Source organism: Solwaraspora sp. WMMD792, assembly GCF_029626105.1.
In the GTDB taxonomy this organism is placed as follows: Bacteria; Actinomycetota; Actinomycetes; order Mycobacteriales; family Micromonosporaceae; genus Micromonospora_E.
In genome coordinates, this window is the sequence record NZ_JARUBH010000009.1 from 473471 (window position 1) to 487108 (window position 13638).

9 protein-coding genes are annotated in these 13638 nt (G+C 68.1%); 4 read left to right on the forward strand and 5 right to left on the reverse strand.

Annotation, left to right across the window (positions count from 1 at the left end; all coding sequences use genetic code 11):
• Positions 1 to 38: 38 nt before the first annotated feature.
• From O7629_RS03675 to O7629_RS03690, 4 genes are all read right to left on the reverse strand, one after another.
• Complete coding sequence (locus O7629_RS03675; RefSeq protein WP_278167484.1) at positions 39 to 1154, reverse strand: type I restriction endonuclease; 1116 nt, start codon at positions 1152 to 1154, stop codon at positions 39 to 41.
• A 377-nt stretch (positions 1155 to 1531) separates the two neighbouring features.
• Entirely contained in the window at positions 1532 to 4087 is a 2556-nt protein-coding gene (valS, locus tag O7629_RS03680) for a valine--tRNA ligase (protein ID WP_278167485.1), read from the reverse strand.
• Between the two features lie 114 nt (positions 4088 to 4201).
• Positions 4202 to 7834: an AAA domain-containing protein gene (locus O7629_RS03685; protein ID WP_278167486.1), complete on the reverse strand. Its 3633-nt coding sequence runs from the start codon at positions 7832 to 7834 to the stop codon at positions 4202 to 4204.
• Positions 7834 to 8211, reverse strand: a complete 378-nt coding sequence (locus O7629_RS03690; protein ID WP_278167487.1) for a hypothetical protein — start codon at positions 8209 to 8211, stop codon at positions 7834 to 7836. The genes O7629_RS03685 and O7629_RS03690 overlap by 1 nt, the downstream gene beginning before the upstream one ends.
• A 249-nt stretch (positions 8212 to 8460) precedes the next feature.
• Here O7629_RS03690 and O7629_RS03695 point away from each other — a divergent pair, with 249 nt between their 5' ends.
• Positions 8461 to 9438, forward strand: a complete 978-nt coding sequence (locus O7629_RS03695; RefSeq protein ID WP_278167488.1) for a trypsin-like serine protease — start codon at positions 8461 to 8463, stop codon at positions 9436 to 9438.
• Between the two features lie 172 nt (positions 9439 to 9610).
• On the forward strand, positions 9611 to 10054 hold the full coding sequence (locus O7629_RS03700; RefSeq protein ID WP_278167489.1) for a carboxypeptidase-like regulatory domain-containing protein: 444 nt from the start codon (positions 9611 to 9613) through the stop codon (positions 10052 to 10054).
• Positions 10055 to 10081: 27 nt separating this feature from the next.
• On the opposite strand, the gene O7629_RS03705 is transcribed toward O7629_RS03700, so the two are convergent.
• A complete protein-coding gene (locus O7629_RS03705) occupies positions 10082 to 10912 on the reverse strand; it encodes a TrmH family RNA methyltransferase (RefSeq protein ID WP_278167490.1) in 831 nt (276 codons plus the stop codon).
• Between the two features lie 109 nt (positions 10913 to 11021).
• On the opposite strand from O7629_RS03705, the gene O7629_RS03710 reads away from it, so the two are divergent.
• Together O7629_RS03710 and O7629_RS03715 are read left to right on the forward strand one after the other, a co-directional pair.
• Positions 11022 to 11840, forward strand: a complete 819-nt coding sequence (locus O7629_RS03710; RefSeq protein ID WP_278167491.1) for a phytanoyl-CoA dioxygenase family protein — start codon at positions 11022 to 11024, stop codon at positions 11838 to 11840.
• Positions 11841 to 12318: 478 nt separating this feature from the next.
• The gene (locus O7629_RS03715) at positions 12319 to 13623 is read left to right on the forward strand and encodes an RICIN domain-containing protein (RefSeq protein ID WP_278174391.1); all 1305 of its coding nucleotides are present in this window, start codon (positions 12319 to 12321) and stop codon (positions 13621 to 13623) included.
• Positions 13624 to 13638: the final 15 nt, after the last annotated feature.

Consider the following 13638-nt stretch of genomic DNA (forward strand, 5'->3'; position numbering starts at 1 on the left):
TCCTGCCTCGAACCAGGCTGTCGGGTTCGAGTCGAGTCTCAGCGGTTCTTGTCGCCCCCGTCACCCATGAATGCCCTGACCGCAACCCGTATCGCTTCCGCATGCAGATAGATGTCGTCAAGCGAGCTGATCAGATGGCGGGTCTCTGTCTTGTCGGCATCGAAGGTTCCGATATACTTCCGGGCCTTTCCGTTGAAGTGCAGTCGCGCTATGGGCTTGCGGTTGTTGTCGTCGAGAATGATCGCGAAGTATGACTTCGCATCGCGGCCTACGACGCGTTGGGGCTTGACGTCGCTACACGCGATCGCCTTGACGATCTGATACCCGGTCAATTCCTCGAGTGTGGTGTCGACCTCCGTGTCGCGTGCGACATCGCCGAGTGCAACCTCCTCGCTTTCGAGTGCCTCGGGATGCCCCCCAGTAGCCTGCTTGGGAGGGTTCGCGTGGAGTGCGCCTTTCAGTCGTTCGTTCACCTGATCCCTGATGAACTGGGAGGCGGCCTTGGCGACAATTGGCCGGAACTGCTCCCGTCTTTTTTGGGTCAGCGAGCCCTCGTACACCTTGGCTGCGAAGAATCTGATCCACTCGTCTTCGGGCTCCTCGAACTGCTTTGCCATCGAGCGCTTGAACTGTCCGAGGTACTTCAGTTCCTCCGCTGCACTGATGATGGAATCGAGATCGAAAACTTCTTTTGTAAGCTTCCGCAACTCCGGCAGGAGGGTGTCGTCGATGTCCTCCAAGTCGAATATGAGGAAGGGCTTGGTGTCCATCTTGTTGGGTGCGTCAAGGTCGGTGTAGAAGTGGTAGACCTGACCGTTGGTGAGGATGGCGATACGGGCGTTCGTGACGGAGAAGTACCGGTAGAGCTGCGATGCGTGTTCGATCTTCAGGGGGTCGCGTGGTTGCTTGCATTCGATGAGAATCTGCACCTCGCCGGCGTGCATGATCGCGTAGTCGACCTTCTCGCCCTTCTTGGTTCCGACGTCAGCGGTGAACTCCGGTATGACCTCCAGCGGGTCGAATACGTCGTAGCCAAGAATCATCGAAATGAACGGCATGACGAAAGCGTTCTTGGCGGCTTCTTCCGTCTGAATCGCATCCCGTTGATTGCTGACCTTTGTGGCGAGGGCGGCGACCCGTTCATCGAATTCCATGAAGCAGACTCCTTGTCGTCGGGTGGATGGAAGGGCGCTAAGGATTACTGGAAGTTCTTTGCTTGTTATTGGACGTCCCTGGCGTCGACCGGATTTTACCGGCCGGTTGCGGGGTGCGATGCCCCGAAAAGGGGCCGGGCGATCCCACTTTCCGTCAGTTCGGTGCGTCGGAAAGGGTAGGTTTGCAAGGCTCCTGGTTATGGCTAAGATGCGCTACCCACATGAGCCCTTCACGAGTGACCACAGGCCAAGCCCTCGATCCGCAGGGCGTAGGTTCACGTCCTACACGGGCGTACCTGACGACAAGGCCCCGACCAGGCTCTTTCGCCCGGCCGGGGCTTTATTCGAACTCCTACTACTGGTACGACTGCTCGCTGCTACACCGTCACCTGGGTGCTCAGGCCCGGCTCGCCAGCTTCCTCGGTGTCGAGCGAGGCGACCCGGCCGGCGGCACGCAGATCCTCCGCGACGTCGCCGAGTGCGACCAGCATCGCCGGCTCGGCACGGACCAGGACCTTCGACACGTTCGCCCGCATAGACAGCTTCGCTTCCGACTTGGCCTTGCGGATCGCGGCGATGACCTGGCTGGCGACGGTCAGCGCCGTCGAGTCGGCACCATCGGCCGCCGCCCGCAGCTCGTCACCCGTCGGCCAGGCAGCCCGGTGCACCGTGCCGGTGTGCCACCAGGACCACACCTCCTCGGCGACGAAGGGTAGGAACGGCGCGAACAGTCGCAGCAGCGTGGCCAGAGCGATGGTCAGCGCGGCGCGGGCGGACTCGGCTGGGGCGGAGCCGCGTTCGCCGTACCCCCGGCTCTTGGCCAGCTCAAGGTAGTCGTCGCAGAACCGCCAGAAGAACTGCTCGACGCCTTCCAGGGCGCGGGCGTAGTCGTAGCCGTCCAGCGCGGCGGTGGCGTCCTCGACCACGCTGGCCAGCTCCGCCAGCATCGCCCGGTCCAGCGCTTCGGTCACGGTGGCCGACTCGGCGGGAGCGCCCAGGCCGAGCACGAACCGGCTGGCGTTGAGGATCTTCATCGCCAGCCGGCGACCGACCTTCATCTGCCCGGTGTCGAACGCGGTGTCGGTGCCCGGGCGGCCGTTGACCGCCCAGTAGCGGGCCGCGTCGGATCCGTACTCCTCCAGCAGCGCCAGCGGAGTGACGACGTTGCCCTTGGATTTCGACATCTTCTTGCGGTCCGGGTCGAGGACCCAGCCGGAGATCGCCGCATGCGACCACGGCAGGCTGTCATGCTCCAGATGCGACCGTACGACGCTGGAAAACAGCCAGGTCCGGATGATCTCGTGCGCTTGGGGCCGCAGGTCCATCGGGAACACCCGCAGGAACAGGTCGTCGTCGGTGCCCCACTTGCCGGCGATCTGCGGCGTCAACGAGGACGTGGCCCAGGTGTCCATGACGTCCGGGTCGCCGACGAAGCCACCGGGGGTTCCCCGCTGCCAGGCCTGGTAATCCGGCGGAGTGTCCACGCTCGGGTCCACCGGCAACGCCGTCTCGTCGGGCAGGATCGGCTGGTCGTGGACCGGCTCGCCATGCTCGTCGAGGGGGTACCAGACCGGGATCGGCACCCCGAAGAACCGCTGCCGGCTGACCAGCCAGTCCCCGGTCAGGCCGCCGACCCAGCCTTCGTAGCGGGCCCGCATGTACTCCGGCTGCCAGGCCAGCTCCCGGCCCCGGTCCAACAGGGCCTCCCGCAGATCGGTTTCCCGGCCCCCGTTGCGCAGGTACCACTGCCGGGTCGTGACGATCTCCAGTGGCTTGTCGCCGCGCTCGTAGAACTTCACCGGATGCGTGATCTTCTCTGGCTCACCGACCAGCTCGCCGGACGCGCGCAGCAGCGCCACCACCCGTTCCCGGGCGGTGTGCATGGTGGCCCCGACCAGTTCGGCGTAGGCCGCGCGTGCCTGCGGGTCGTCCAGGCCGGGCGGCGGGTCGGCCAGGACCCGCCCGTCCCGGCCGACGATCGGCCGGGTGGCCAGCTGCAGCTCGCGCCACCACAGCACGTCGGTCAGGTCGCCGAAGGTGCAGATCATGGCGATGCCGGTGCCCTTGTCGGGGGCCGCGAGCCGGTGCGCGGTGACTGGGACCTCGATCCCGAACAGCGGGGTACGGACGGTGGCGCCCACCAGGTCGCGGTACCGCTCGTCATCCGGATGCGCCACCAGTGCCACGCATGCCGGCAGCAACTCCGGCCGGGTGGTCATGATGTGCACCGGGCTGCCGTCCGGCCGGTGGAACGCCACCCGATGCTGCGCCCCGGGCCGCTCCCGGTCCTCCAGCTCCGCCTGCGCGACCGCGGTCCGGTACGTGACGTCCCAGAGCGTCGGCGCCTCGGACAGGTACGCCTCACCGCGCGTGACGTTGCGCAGAAACGCCCGCTGCGACACCCGCCGCGCGTCGGCGTCGATGGTCTGATAGGTCAGCTGCCAGTCGACCGACAGCCCCAACCGCCGCCACAGCTGCTCGAACACCTGCTCGTCGGCGACCGTCAACCGCTCACACAACTCGATGAAGTTGCGCCGGGACACCTGAATCTCCGACTTGCCTGGCTGTTCCGGCGGGGTGAAATCCGGGTCGTACGGCAGTGAGGGGTCGCAGCGCACCCCGAAGAAGTTCTGCACCCGGCGCTCGGTGGGCAGGCCGTTGTCGTCCCAGCCCATCGGGTAGAACACCGCCTTGCCGCGCATCCGCTGATACCGGGCGATGACGTCGGTGTGGGTGTACGAGAACACGTGACCGACGTGCAGCGACCCGCTGACCGTGGGCGGCGGTGTGTCGATGGAGTACACCCCGGCTCGGTCGGCGGACCGGTCGAACCGGTATACGCCCTGCTCCTCCCAGCGACGCGCCCACTTGTCTTCCAGCCCGTTCAACGACGGTGCCGACGGAACGGCGAAGCCCGCAGAGGTGTCAGCCATAGCTGGTCATGCTACGGTCGGCCGCCGCCCGCCCGGCAAGGAATTTCCTGCTCCCGGTCGTGGCGGCAGCATCTCAGCGACGTACGTGGAACCCGGGCGGGCGGGCAGTGGAATTCAACTGCTCGGCCAACCATCCAGTTGACCGAGCTGCTCGGACAGTTCCGTAGCCACCTGCTCCGGTTCGGCCAGGCAACGCCATGCGGGCACCCGGCGGACGGTGCCGTGGTGGGCGGCGACGTCGAGGCGGGCGAGGACCTTGCGCAGGGCGCGACCGGACGGATCGCCGGCCGGGTCGTCGACGTAGACGGCGATCTCCCGACCAGCCTGCCGGATGACGAGATCGGCGGTCTGCCCGGCCACGGCGACGTCCCGTTGTACGGCGACCCCGGCCTCGCGCAGGGCACGGTGCAGCTGATCGGCGGGCCCCGGGGCGGCGTCCGGCAGCGCTGCGGTCGACCTGTGGCCGAGGGCCACGGCGGTGAGCAGGCCCCGTTGGCCCGACCACCACGACCGGTCGCCGACGACGACGAGCTGGGACCGGGCCCGGGTGATGGCGACGTTCCACAGGTTCGTCTGGTGGGCGAGCCAGTCCCGGGTGCGGTCACCGATGCCGTGGGCACCGACCGGTGAGACGACCATGATGTCGCGTTCGCTGCCCTGGAACCGGTGGATGGTCGCGCAGAGCAGGTTCTCGGACAGGTCGGCGGCATAAAGCGCGGACTTCAGGCCGCGCTGCTGCGCGGCGAGCGGTGTGACTACTCCGATGGATGCCTCCGGGAAGGCCGCGCGAAGCTCGGCCACTTCGGTCACCACCGCCGCGATCTCGACGTCGTTGCGTCCGGACCCGGTCGGTCCGTAGCTGTACGTGCCCGGCACGTCGCGCCACCGTACGGCCGGTTCGGCGGGCGCGGTCAGTCGGGCCGGATCGGTCAACACGGTGAGCCGGCCCTGGTACACCTCCCGGTTCGGGGCGTCGACGATGTCCGGGTGGCAGCGGTAGTGCTCGTCGAGCAGATAGGCCGTGCCGGCCGCTGCGGCGAACGCGTCGTACGCCGAATGGCGTGCGTAGCGCAGCCGTCGGGTGTTCAACCATTCGGTGCCCAGCCCGGCCTTGACCTGTTCGGCGAGATCGTCGGCGTCGGTAAGCTCGACGACGGGCGGCAACTGCCGGGGGTCACCGATGATCAGTGCCCGTTTGGCGCGGTACAGCATGGGCAGGATCGCCGGTACGGTGCACTGCGCGGCCTCGTCGATCACGACGAGGTCGTACATCGCCGGTTCCCGCCGCATCCATCGCACGGAGAGCGCCGTCACGGCCCAGCCCGGCAGCACCCGGAGCAGCTCCGGAAAGTAGGCCCAGCTGTCCGGCTTGGCCTTGGCCATCTCGTCGGCCCGGTTCTGCAGCAGCCGGGCCCCGGACGTCACCCGATGAGCGATCTGGGCGCGCAGCAGTTCGATGCTGCGCCTGGGCCGCTCGACGCCGATGAGTTCGGTCAACCGCTGCCAGGACGTCTCGGCAGTGGGCAGCGCGTCGGCCTGGCGCCGACAGTCCCGCCACCGCAGCTCGATGACGGCACGTTCACCGAGGGTCCGGATGGCATCCGGGTCGTCGGCGCCGTGCCGACGTAGCCGCCAGCGGTACCACCAGCCGAGCCACCGGCTGTTCAGGGCACGGTCAGTGAGTTGGTGCAGCCGCGCGAGCGCCGCGTCGTCGTCCGGCAGCTCGACCGCTGCGGCATCGCGGCCGGCCCGGTGCTCGTGGCCGGCCCGGTGTTCGCGGCGCAGCCCCGGTCGGCGCTCGGCCGCGAGGTCGGCCAGGTCGCGTTCGAGCAGCCGCTGATCGTCCAGGCTCTGCCGCAGGCCGTTGATTTCGTCGGCGATCAGGTGGAGTTCGTACAGCGGTGTCCGATCGTCGGGCGCCAGGTGGCTTTCGGCCGGCGGGTACGCGGCGAACAGGTCGGCGATGTGCTTCGGCTCCTGCAGCCGATGCTCCTTGTTCCCGGTGCGCAGCACCAGCCCGGGACCGACCAGCTCGCCGACCCGGCCGAACACCGCGTCCACCGCCTGGTTGCTGGTGGAGCCGATCAGCACGCTCTGGCCGGCGGCGGTGGCGGTGGCGAGCAGCGCGGTGACCAGTTGGCTCTTACCCGTCCCCGGTGGACCCTGCGCGACGGTCAACGGCTGCGACATCGCGGCCCGGATGATCTCCTCCTGCGCCTCGTTGGCCGGAGCCAGTGCGACGGTCGCGATCGGTGCCGGAGCCTCCTCGCCCGGGCCCGCCGCGAGGGTTGCCAACGCCGTCCGGTCGATGAGCCGTGGATTCTTGATCATGCTCTGCAGGTCGACGACGAGTTGCTGCTGCGGTGAGGCCGTGGCGTCGACGGAGTAGAGCAGCGCGGCGTTCTGCACCCGGTCGAGTGGCCCGGGTCGCGGTGGGCCGACCAGCGCAGTCGGGTCGAGGTCCGCCACCGGAGTCATACCGAACGTCTTCATCAGCAGGTCGACGGTGGCGGTGAGGGCCGCCGGGTCACCGGGTACGAAGACCTGCTCGACCCGTTGCAGCAGTTCGTCGGACTCCACGTCGGACAACTGCAGCAGGTCGAGCAGCGCCGGGCCGGGCCGTGGCGGGAAGCAGGCGTGCACGACATTGTCGGTGCCCACCGTGACGTCGCAGATCAGTAGCGGCGTCAACCGTACCGGCTGCTGCCTGGCGGGTCGGACCGCGACGACCGGATAGCCGTACTGCAACTCCTTGCCGTCGTCGCGGGCCCGGGCGGCCAGCGCGGATGCCCGGCCGGTCAACCGGACCGGCGAGGCCGCCGTGAACACCGCCTCGGCACCCGCCGGTGCCGGAACGTACGTGCTGACCGCCTGCGGGTCGATGAAGGACCGCAGGGCGGCCGAGCGCTCCATGCAGTTGACGTAGTAGGTGATCAGGCGGCGCCACTGGTCAGCGTCGAACGGGGCGTCGTCGGCGGGGCTGGTCGGGCCGGTGTCAGGTCGCGCCTGGGCGGCCGCCGAGTCCGGCGCGGTGACCAGCCGGATGGGTTCGGTCACCCCCTCGCTCGATTCGACCGGCGAGTGCTGCCGACGTCGGGCCATCTCGGTCATCGCGTAACGGGCGAGGTCGTTGGTGGTGACCCAGCCGTCGGCGGATCCGCCGGCCGCGCCGCGCAACCCCTCGAGCAGCACCTCGGTGAACACCGACGGCCGATCGGGCCCTTGCGCCTTTGCCGCCTTCATGTGCGTGCTGGAGGTCAGGACGAAGGTGCCTCGTTCGCGCTTGCCCCGGCGAGGTTCCTCCCGTACGCCGCCCCGGAACCTGTGCCGTGCGGTGAAGGCTCCGGAGAAGCAACAGTCGAGCAGGACGACCTTCTGACTGGCCTTGGTGTTGTTCAGCAGATGCCGCAGGGTGCCGTCGACGTCGAAGGCGGTGGCGTGCAGCTGTCCGGCGTGGGAATCCGTGGCGGTGAGAAACAGCGACTCCCGGTCCTCGTGCAGCACGCCGTGTCCGGAGTAGTACAGCAGGGCCAGGTCGTCTCTGCCACACCGGCCGTAGAATTCCTCGACGACCTGGCGTAGGTGTGCGACCGGCAGGTCCAGTTGGGCGTCGACGGTGTCGAAGCCGCCGCTGCCGTCGAGTAGCGTCTTGAGCTGGGTGACGTCCTGGCGTACCGAGGGCAGTGCCGGGAGTCGCCGATCGGCGTGGTAGCTGGCTGTGCCGAGCAGCAGCGCGTGCCGGCCCATCAGCGGTGGCCCGCTTCGATCGCGGCCCGTACCGTCTCGATCAGTTCGGCGGTCTCTCCCCGGGTGGGCTGGTCGATCGTCAACTCGACGTCGCCGACGCGCAGCTGGACGCGGCGGCCGGTGTGGCGTTGCAGGAACGCCGCGATCACATCGACCAGCGACTGTACGTATGAGGGGTCGACGCTGGTCAGTACGGTGACGGCTGCCAGGGCCAGCTCCGCGATGCCTTTGCTCGCCGGACCGGGGGCGAGCGGAATGCGCCGTACCTCCCCGACCTCACGAAGATCGTCTGCCAACTCCTCGGTGAGCTGGTCGAGAACGAAATCGTCATCGCCGGTCAGCGGTGTGAAAGTGACCTCGACACGTACCTGCGACACGCAGCCTCCTCCTGTTTCGCGACGAGAAGGCTACGGAGTCGCCGATGCGGCCGGGCGCGTCTGTCGGCTATCCGATCGTGCCGACAACCGGTCGATGCCTGCCGCCCGATGGTCTCATCGACTGTCGTCGAATAACTGTTGGTTCAAGGACAGAAGCCTCGCCGGTCGGGAGAAGACGATGATGATTCACCTATGGGAATACGTCCGAGTAGAGACCACCGGACACCCACCTCATCATCGGGAGGTTCCATGGACAACATGGCACGCCGGACGCTCGGTGTCCTCGTCGCGACGGCGGCGTTGGCGCTGGCTGCCGCGGCGACACCCGCCGCGGCCACACCCACCAGCACTGTCGACATGGTCACCCCGGTCTCCGACACGGGCGAAACCATCAACCCGGCGGTCCTCGCCGAGCGGATCGACGAGACGATGGTACGGGCCACCCGTCCGGCGGCGCGGCGCGGCGCTGACGGGACGGACCGGGTGCCCGCCGCTGAGGTCGAAGGCAAGACCGAGCCGGGCGAGATCGGCATCAGCAGCATCATCGGTACGGACAACCGTTACCAGACGACCCCGGCGGACTGGTGGCCGGCGAGCTCCACGGTCCAGATCACCCGTACCTCCGGTGGCGTCACCCGGGGACACTGCACCGGTTGGATGATCGGTGCCGACACGCTGATCACCGCTGGGCACTGCGTCTATCCCCGTAACGGCACCGCGTGGTACCCGCGCAACGAGTTCACCGTCTGGCCGGGACGCGACGGCGGTTCCACGCCGTACGGCTCGTGCAGCGTGGCCAGCCTGCACTCGGTCGGGGGATGGGTGAACAGCTTCACCAACGGCTACGACTACGGTGCGATGAAGCTCAACTGCACGGTCGGCAACAGCACCGGAACCTTCGGGTTCATGTGGACCTCCGCCAGCCAGAACGGCACGTCGACCTACAACCGGGGGTACAGCGGGGACAAGTCCTTCGGCACCCAGTGGGCCAGCTCCGACCAGATCCGGGTGACCCAGTCCACCGAGCTGTTCTACCATCACGACACGGTCGGCGGTAACAGCGGCGGACCGGTCTACACGTATGCGGTCACCGATTGCGGCCCCTGTGCGGTGGCGGTACACGCGCACGGCTTCCACGGCAGCGGCGCCCCGAACAACAACCACAACAGCGGACCGCGCATCACCGAGCCTGTGTTCAACAACTTCCTCTACTGGCGCGACCTGTAGTACGACGGACGGCCCTGTCCGGTGACCGCACAACCCGGTCGCCGGACGGGGTCGGCACGGCGGCGACGCCCAGCACCTCGCCACAGGTTCTTGATACTCTGTGTGATCGAACAATGGCGTGATGCGAAGACTGGCCATGAAACGACGACTGGCCGCGAAACGAGGACTGGCCATGAAACCAGTACGACGAGCGCTTCTGCCGGTGCTGTTCGTCAGCTTGCTGGTGGCGGGCTGCGCGACCGAATCATCGCGTTCGTCCGAGCCGTCGGCACCGACCAGCCCGGATGCCCCGGTCTCCGACCAGCGGGACGTTTCCTCGGCGTCGCCGGGTTCAGCGGCCGGTCGGGGTACGGCGATCATCGAGGTACGGAACCCGGCGGGTGAACCGTTGCCGGTGATCCCGGTGGAGGTCCGTACGGTCGACTGGCCGATGCCCGCAGAACTGTCCGAGGACATCGCCCGGATGACCGACGCGCGTGGTGAGTACACCTGGACCGATCTGCCACCGGGGGAGTACGAATTCACCGTACGGATTCCGGGCGAGGACGTCGCCGCGACCCGGCGGGTGACGGTGGTGGCCGAAGAAATCAGCCGGGTGCCGATGACCCTCGGCTGATCAGCAGCCGGTCCGGCTGCGTACTCGTCAAGGTACTGGCCGGCTGTGTGGCAGGTGCGTCCCGATTCGCTGGCGGGCCGATTCGTACAGCACGACAGTCGCGGCGGTCGCCGCGTTCAGGGAGCTGGCGGAGCCGACCATGGGAATCCGGACGAGCTGGTCGCAGGCTGCCCGCCAGCCGGCGCTGATGCCGGTGGTCTCGTTGCCGATCACCGTCAGCGTCGGCTGCGTGAAGTCGTGGTCGGCGGCCACCCGATCGCCGCGCTCATCGGTCGCCACGATGCCGATGTCGATGCCGCCGGCACGGATGTCAGCGACCCAGGACAGAACGGTCTGGTGGGTGGGCACCCGGACCACGGGCAGGGCGAACAGTGAGCCGGTGCTCGCCCGGACCGCCTTCGGGTCGTACACGTCGGCCGCGTGGCCGGTGACGATGACCCCGGATGCGCCGAACGCGTCCGCGGAGCGGATCAGGTTCCCGATGTTGCCGGGGCTGGTGGGCCGATCGAACACGACGACGTACATGGTCGGTCCGACCGGGATGCGGCGCAGGTCGTCGTCGGCGATCGCGACCACGGCCAGCAGTTCGGGGACCGTGTCCGCCTTGCCACCCAGTTCGTGCATCAGCTCCCGGGTGACGGCGATCTTCTCGGCCGGGACCGTGTCCAGGGTCCGGCGTGCCCAGTCGGACAGGTGGCAGCTGTCGGCGTGCAACAGCTCGCGGATCTGCCAGCCGTGTTCGAGTGCCATGCTGATCGGGCGTACGCCCTGCACGAGGAGTTCGCCGCGCCGCTGCCGCTTGCTCCGGTTGCCGAGGAGAGCTTCCCACTGTTGAAACCGCGCATTGCGGCTACTCACCCGCAGACCCACGGGTCGGAAACTACGGCCGATGCCGGCGGCGTCGCCCGACAGAACCGGTACAGAACATGTCGGTTGGTCGGGAGCGGTGCTGTCGCACGATGGGGGCATGGACGACACGACCCTGGTGTCCCGCTTTCTCCGCGACGGCTTCGTGAAGCTGCCGGGTGCCGTCGCGCCGCGCGTGGCCGCGGACTGCGCGCGGCTGCTGTGGCGTGAGACCGGCTGCGAACCGGACGATCCGGCGACGTGGACGCGGCCCGTGCACTGGGTGGCCGGCATGGCACAGGGCCCGTTCGCCGCCGCACCCAACTCGCCTTACCTGCATCACGCGTACGACCTGCTCGTCGGCGAGGGACGCTGGGAGCCGCGGTACTCGCTCGGCACGTTCCCGTTGCGCTTTCCGCACGACAGCGAGCCGGACGACGCGGGCTGGCACATCGAGGGGAGCTACCTGCCGGAGGGCGAGAGCTGGTACTTCACCAATGTTCGCTCCCGGGGCCGGGCGCTGCTGATGCTGTTCCTGTTCAGCGAGGTCGGTGCGGATGACGCCCCGACCCGGATCCGGGTCGGCTCGCACCTCGACGTGCCGAAAGTGCTGGAGAAGTACGGGGAGAACGGAGCGAGCGGCCTCGCTCTTGCACCCGAGCTGGTGGCGGCATCCGAGCACCGGCCACTCGCCATCGCCACCGGGTCCCCGGGGGACGTCTACCTGTGCCATCCGTTCCTGGTGCACGCGGCGCAGCCGCACCATGGGGCGCGGCCACGTTTCATGGCCCAGCCACCGCTGATGCCTGCGGCTGCGTACGAACTGGAGCGGGCCGACGGCGCGTACTCACCGGTGGAGACCGCGATCCGCTGGGGGCTCGGCCGGGACACTCCCGGCCCGTGCGGGGAAGACACAGACGTACCGACGCAGTGGCTGTGATCGATAACATCGCGGGCTATCCGGTGAGCCGGATGCTTGTTCCGTAGGTGAGCGGCCCGAGCCTTGTCCGACGAGGACACCTGTTTCGCCAGTCCAGACACTCTGAGTATCCCCGGCGGTCGATCGATCCGATCGACGTCGGTCGTTTGACGTATGACGTCGTGAGCGTTAACTTCTGAGGTAGCGGGTCAGGTGGCTGCCGGGAGCCTGCTGACACACCGCCGCGGTCTGCCGGGGCCTGCTTCGATCGTGGGCTCAGCGCGCCGCACCGCGCGCGGACTCTTTCCGTGCGACGTCCAACGTGCTGACGTCACCACCACAAGGGCGCCGGCACATCCCCTGAATCCCACGCGCATCCGTCCGCTCGTGGGTGATCCGATCGAAGGAGTGGATCATGAAGTCTGTCAGTGCTGCACGTCCGGAATCTCCATCCAGACGTGGCTGGCGGTCGGCGGTGGCCGCAGCGGCCACCCTGGCCATGACGGCAGGCGCGCTCATCACCGTGAACGCGGCGCCCGCCGCCGCGGCCACGGTGGACACCAGCGCGTGGTACGTGCTGGTCAACCGCAACAGCGGCAAGGCATTGGACGTGTACGGGTTGGCCACCGACGACGGGGCCCGGATCAGCCAGTGGTCCCGCAACGACGGCGCCAACCAGCAGTGGCAGTTCGTCGACTCCGGCGGCGGCTACTACCGGCTGAAGTCCCGCCACTCCGGCAAGGTCCTCGACGTCTACGAGTGGTCCACCGCCAACGGCGCGGCCATCGTCCAGTGGACCGACCACAACGGCACCAACCAGCAGTGGCGCCTCGCCGACTCCGACGGCGGCCACGTCCGGCTGATCAGCCGACACAGCAACAAGGCCCTCGAAGTCCAGGGCGCGTCGACCGCCGACGGCGGCAACATCGTCCAGTACGACGACTGGGGCGGCGCCAACCAGCAGTGGCAACTCGTCCGCGTGGATGGCGGCGGTGACCCGCCGCCACCTGGCGACAGCGGGTGCGGCAGGGCTCCGACACTGTCCAGCGGCACCCACACGATCCAGAGCAACGGCCAGAACCGCCAGTTCATCCTGCGGGTGCCGGCCAACTACAACAGCAACAACCCGTACCGGCTGATCTTCGCCTTCCACTGGCGGGGCGGCACCATGCAGGACATCTCGTCCGGCGGCACCAGCGGGGCTGCCTGGTCCTACTACGGCCAGCAGGAACAGTCGAACAACAGCGCGATCCTGGTCGCACCCCAGGGATTCGGCAACGGCTGGGCGAACAACGGCGGTGAGGACGTCAGGTTCGTCGACGACATGATCAGGCGGATCGAGAGCGGCCTCTGCGTCAACCCGCGACAGCGCTTCGCGCTCGGCTTCAGTTGGGGCGGCGGGATGAGCTACGCCCTGGCCTGCGCGCGGGCCGACGTCTTCCGGGCCGTCGCGGTCATCTCCGGAGCGCAGATCAGCGGGTGCAGCGGCGGTAGCCAGCCGATCGCGTACTTCGGGCTGCACGGCATCTCGGACAACGTCCTCAGCATCGGCCAGGGCCGTTCGCTGCGGGACACCTTCGTCCGCAACAACGGATGCACCTTCCAGAACCCGCCGGAGCCGGGCGCTGGCAGCCGTACCCACATCACCACGGCGTACTCGGGATGCCGGGCGGGGTATCCGGTTCAGTGGGCGGCGTTCGACAACGGGCACATGCCGGGCCCGGTGGACGGGACGTACGCCGAAAGCGGCGTGACGACCTGGACCAAGGGCGAGATCTGGCGCTTCTTCGCACAGTTCTCCTGACCCCGACCGGCCACC

Coding starts and splice junctions, on each gene's coding strand:
- O7629_RS03675 (WP_278167484.1), bottom strand. CDS start 1,154: ATGGAATTCGATGAACGGGTCGCCGCCCTCGCCACAAAGGTCAGCAAT.
- valS (WP_278167485.1), bottom strand. CDS start 4,087: ATGGCTGACACCTCTGCGGGCTTCGCCGTTCCGTCGGCACCGTCGTTG.
- O7629_RS03685 (WP_278167486.1), bottom strand. CDS start 7,834: ATGGGCCGGCACGCGCTGCTGCTCGGCACAGCCAGCTACCACGCCGAT.
- O7629_RS03695 (WP_278167488.1), top strand. CDS start 8,461: ATGGACAACATGGCACGCCGGACGCTCGGTGTCCTCGTCGCGACGGCG.
- O7629_RS03700 (WP_278167489.1), top strand. CDS start 9,611: ATGAAACCAGTACGACGAGCGCTTCTGCCGGTGCTGTTCGTCAGCTTG.
- O7629_RS03710 (WP_278167491.1), top strand. CDS start 11,022: ATGGACGACACGACCCTGGTGTCCCGCTTTCTCCGCGACGGCTTCGTG.
- O7629_RS03715 (WP_278174391.1), top strand. CDS start 12,319: ATGACGGCAGGCGCGCTCATCACCGTGAACGCGGCGCCCGCCGCCGCG.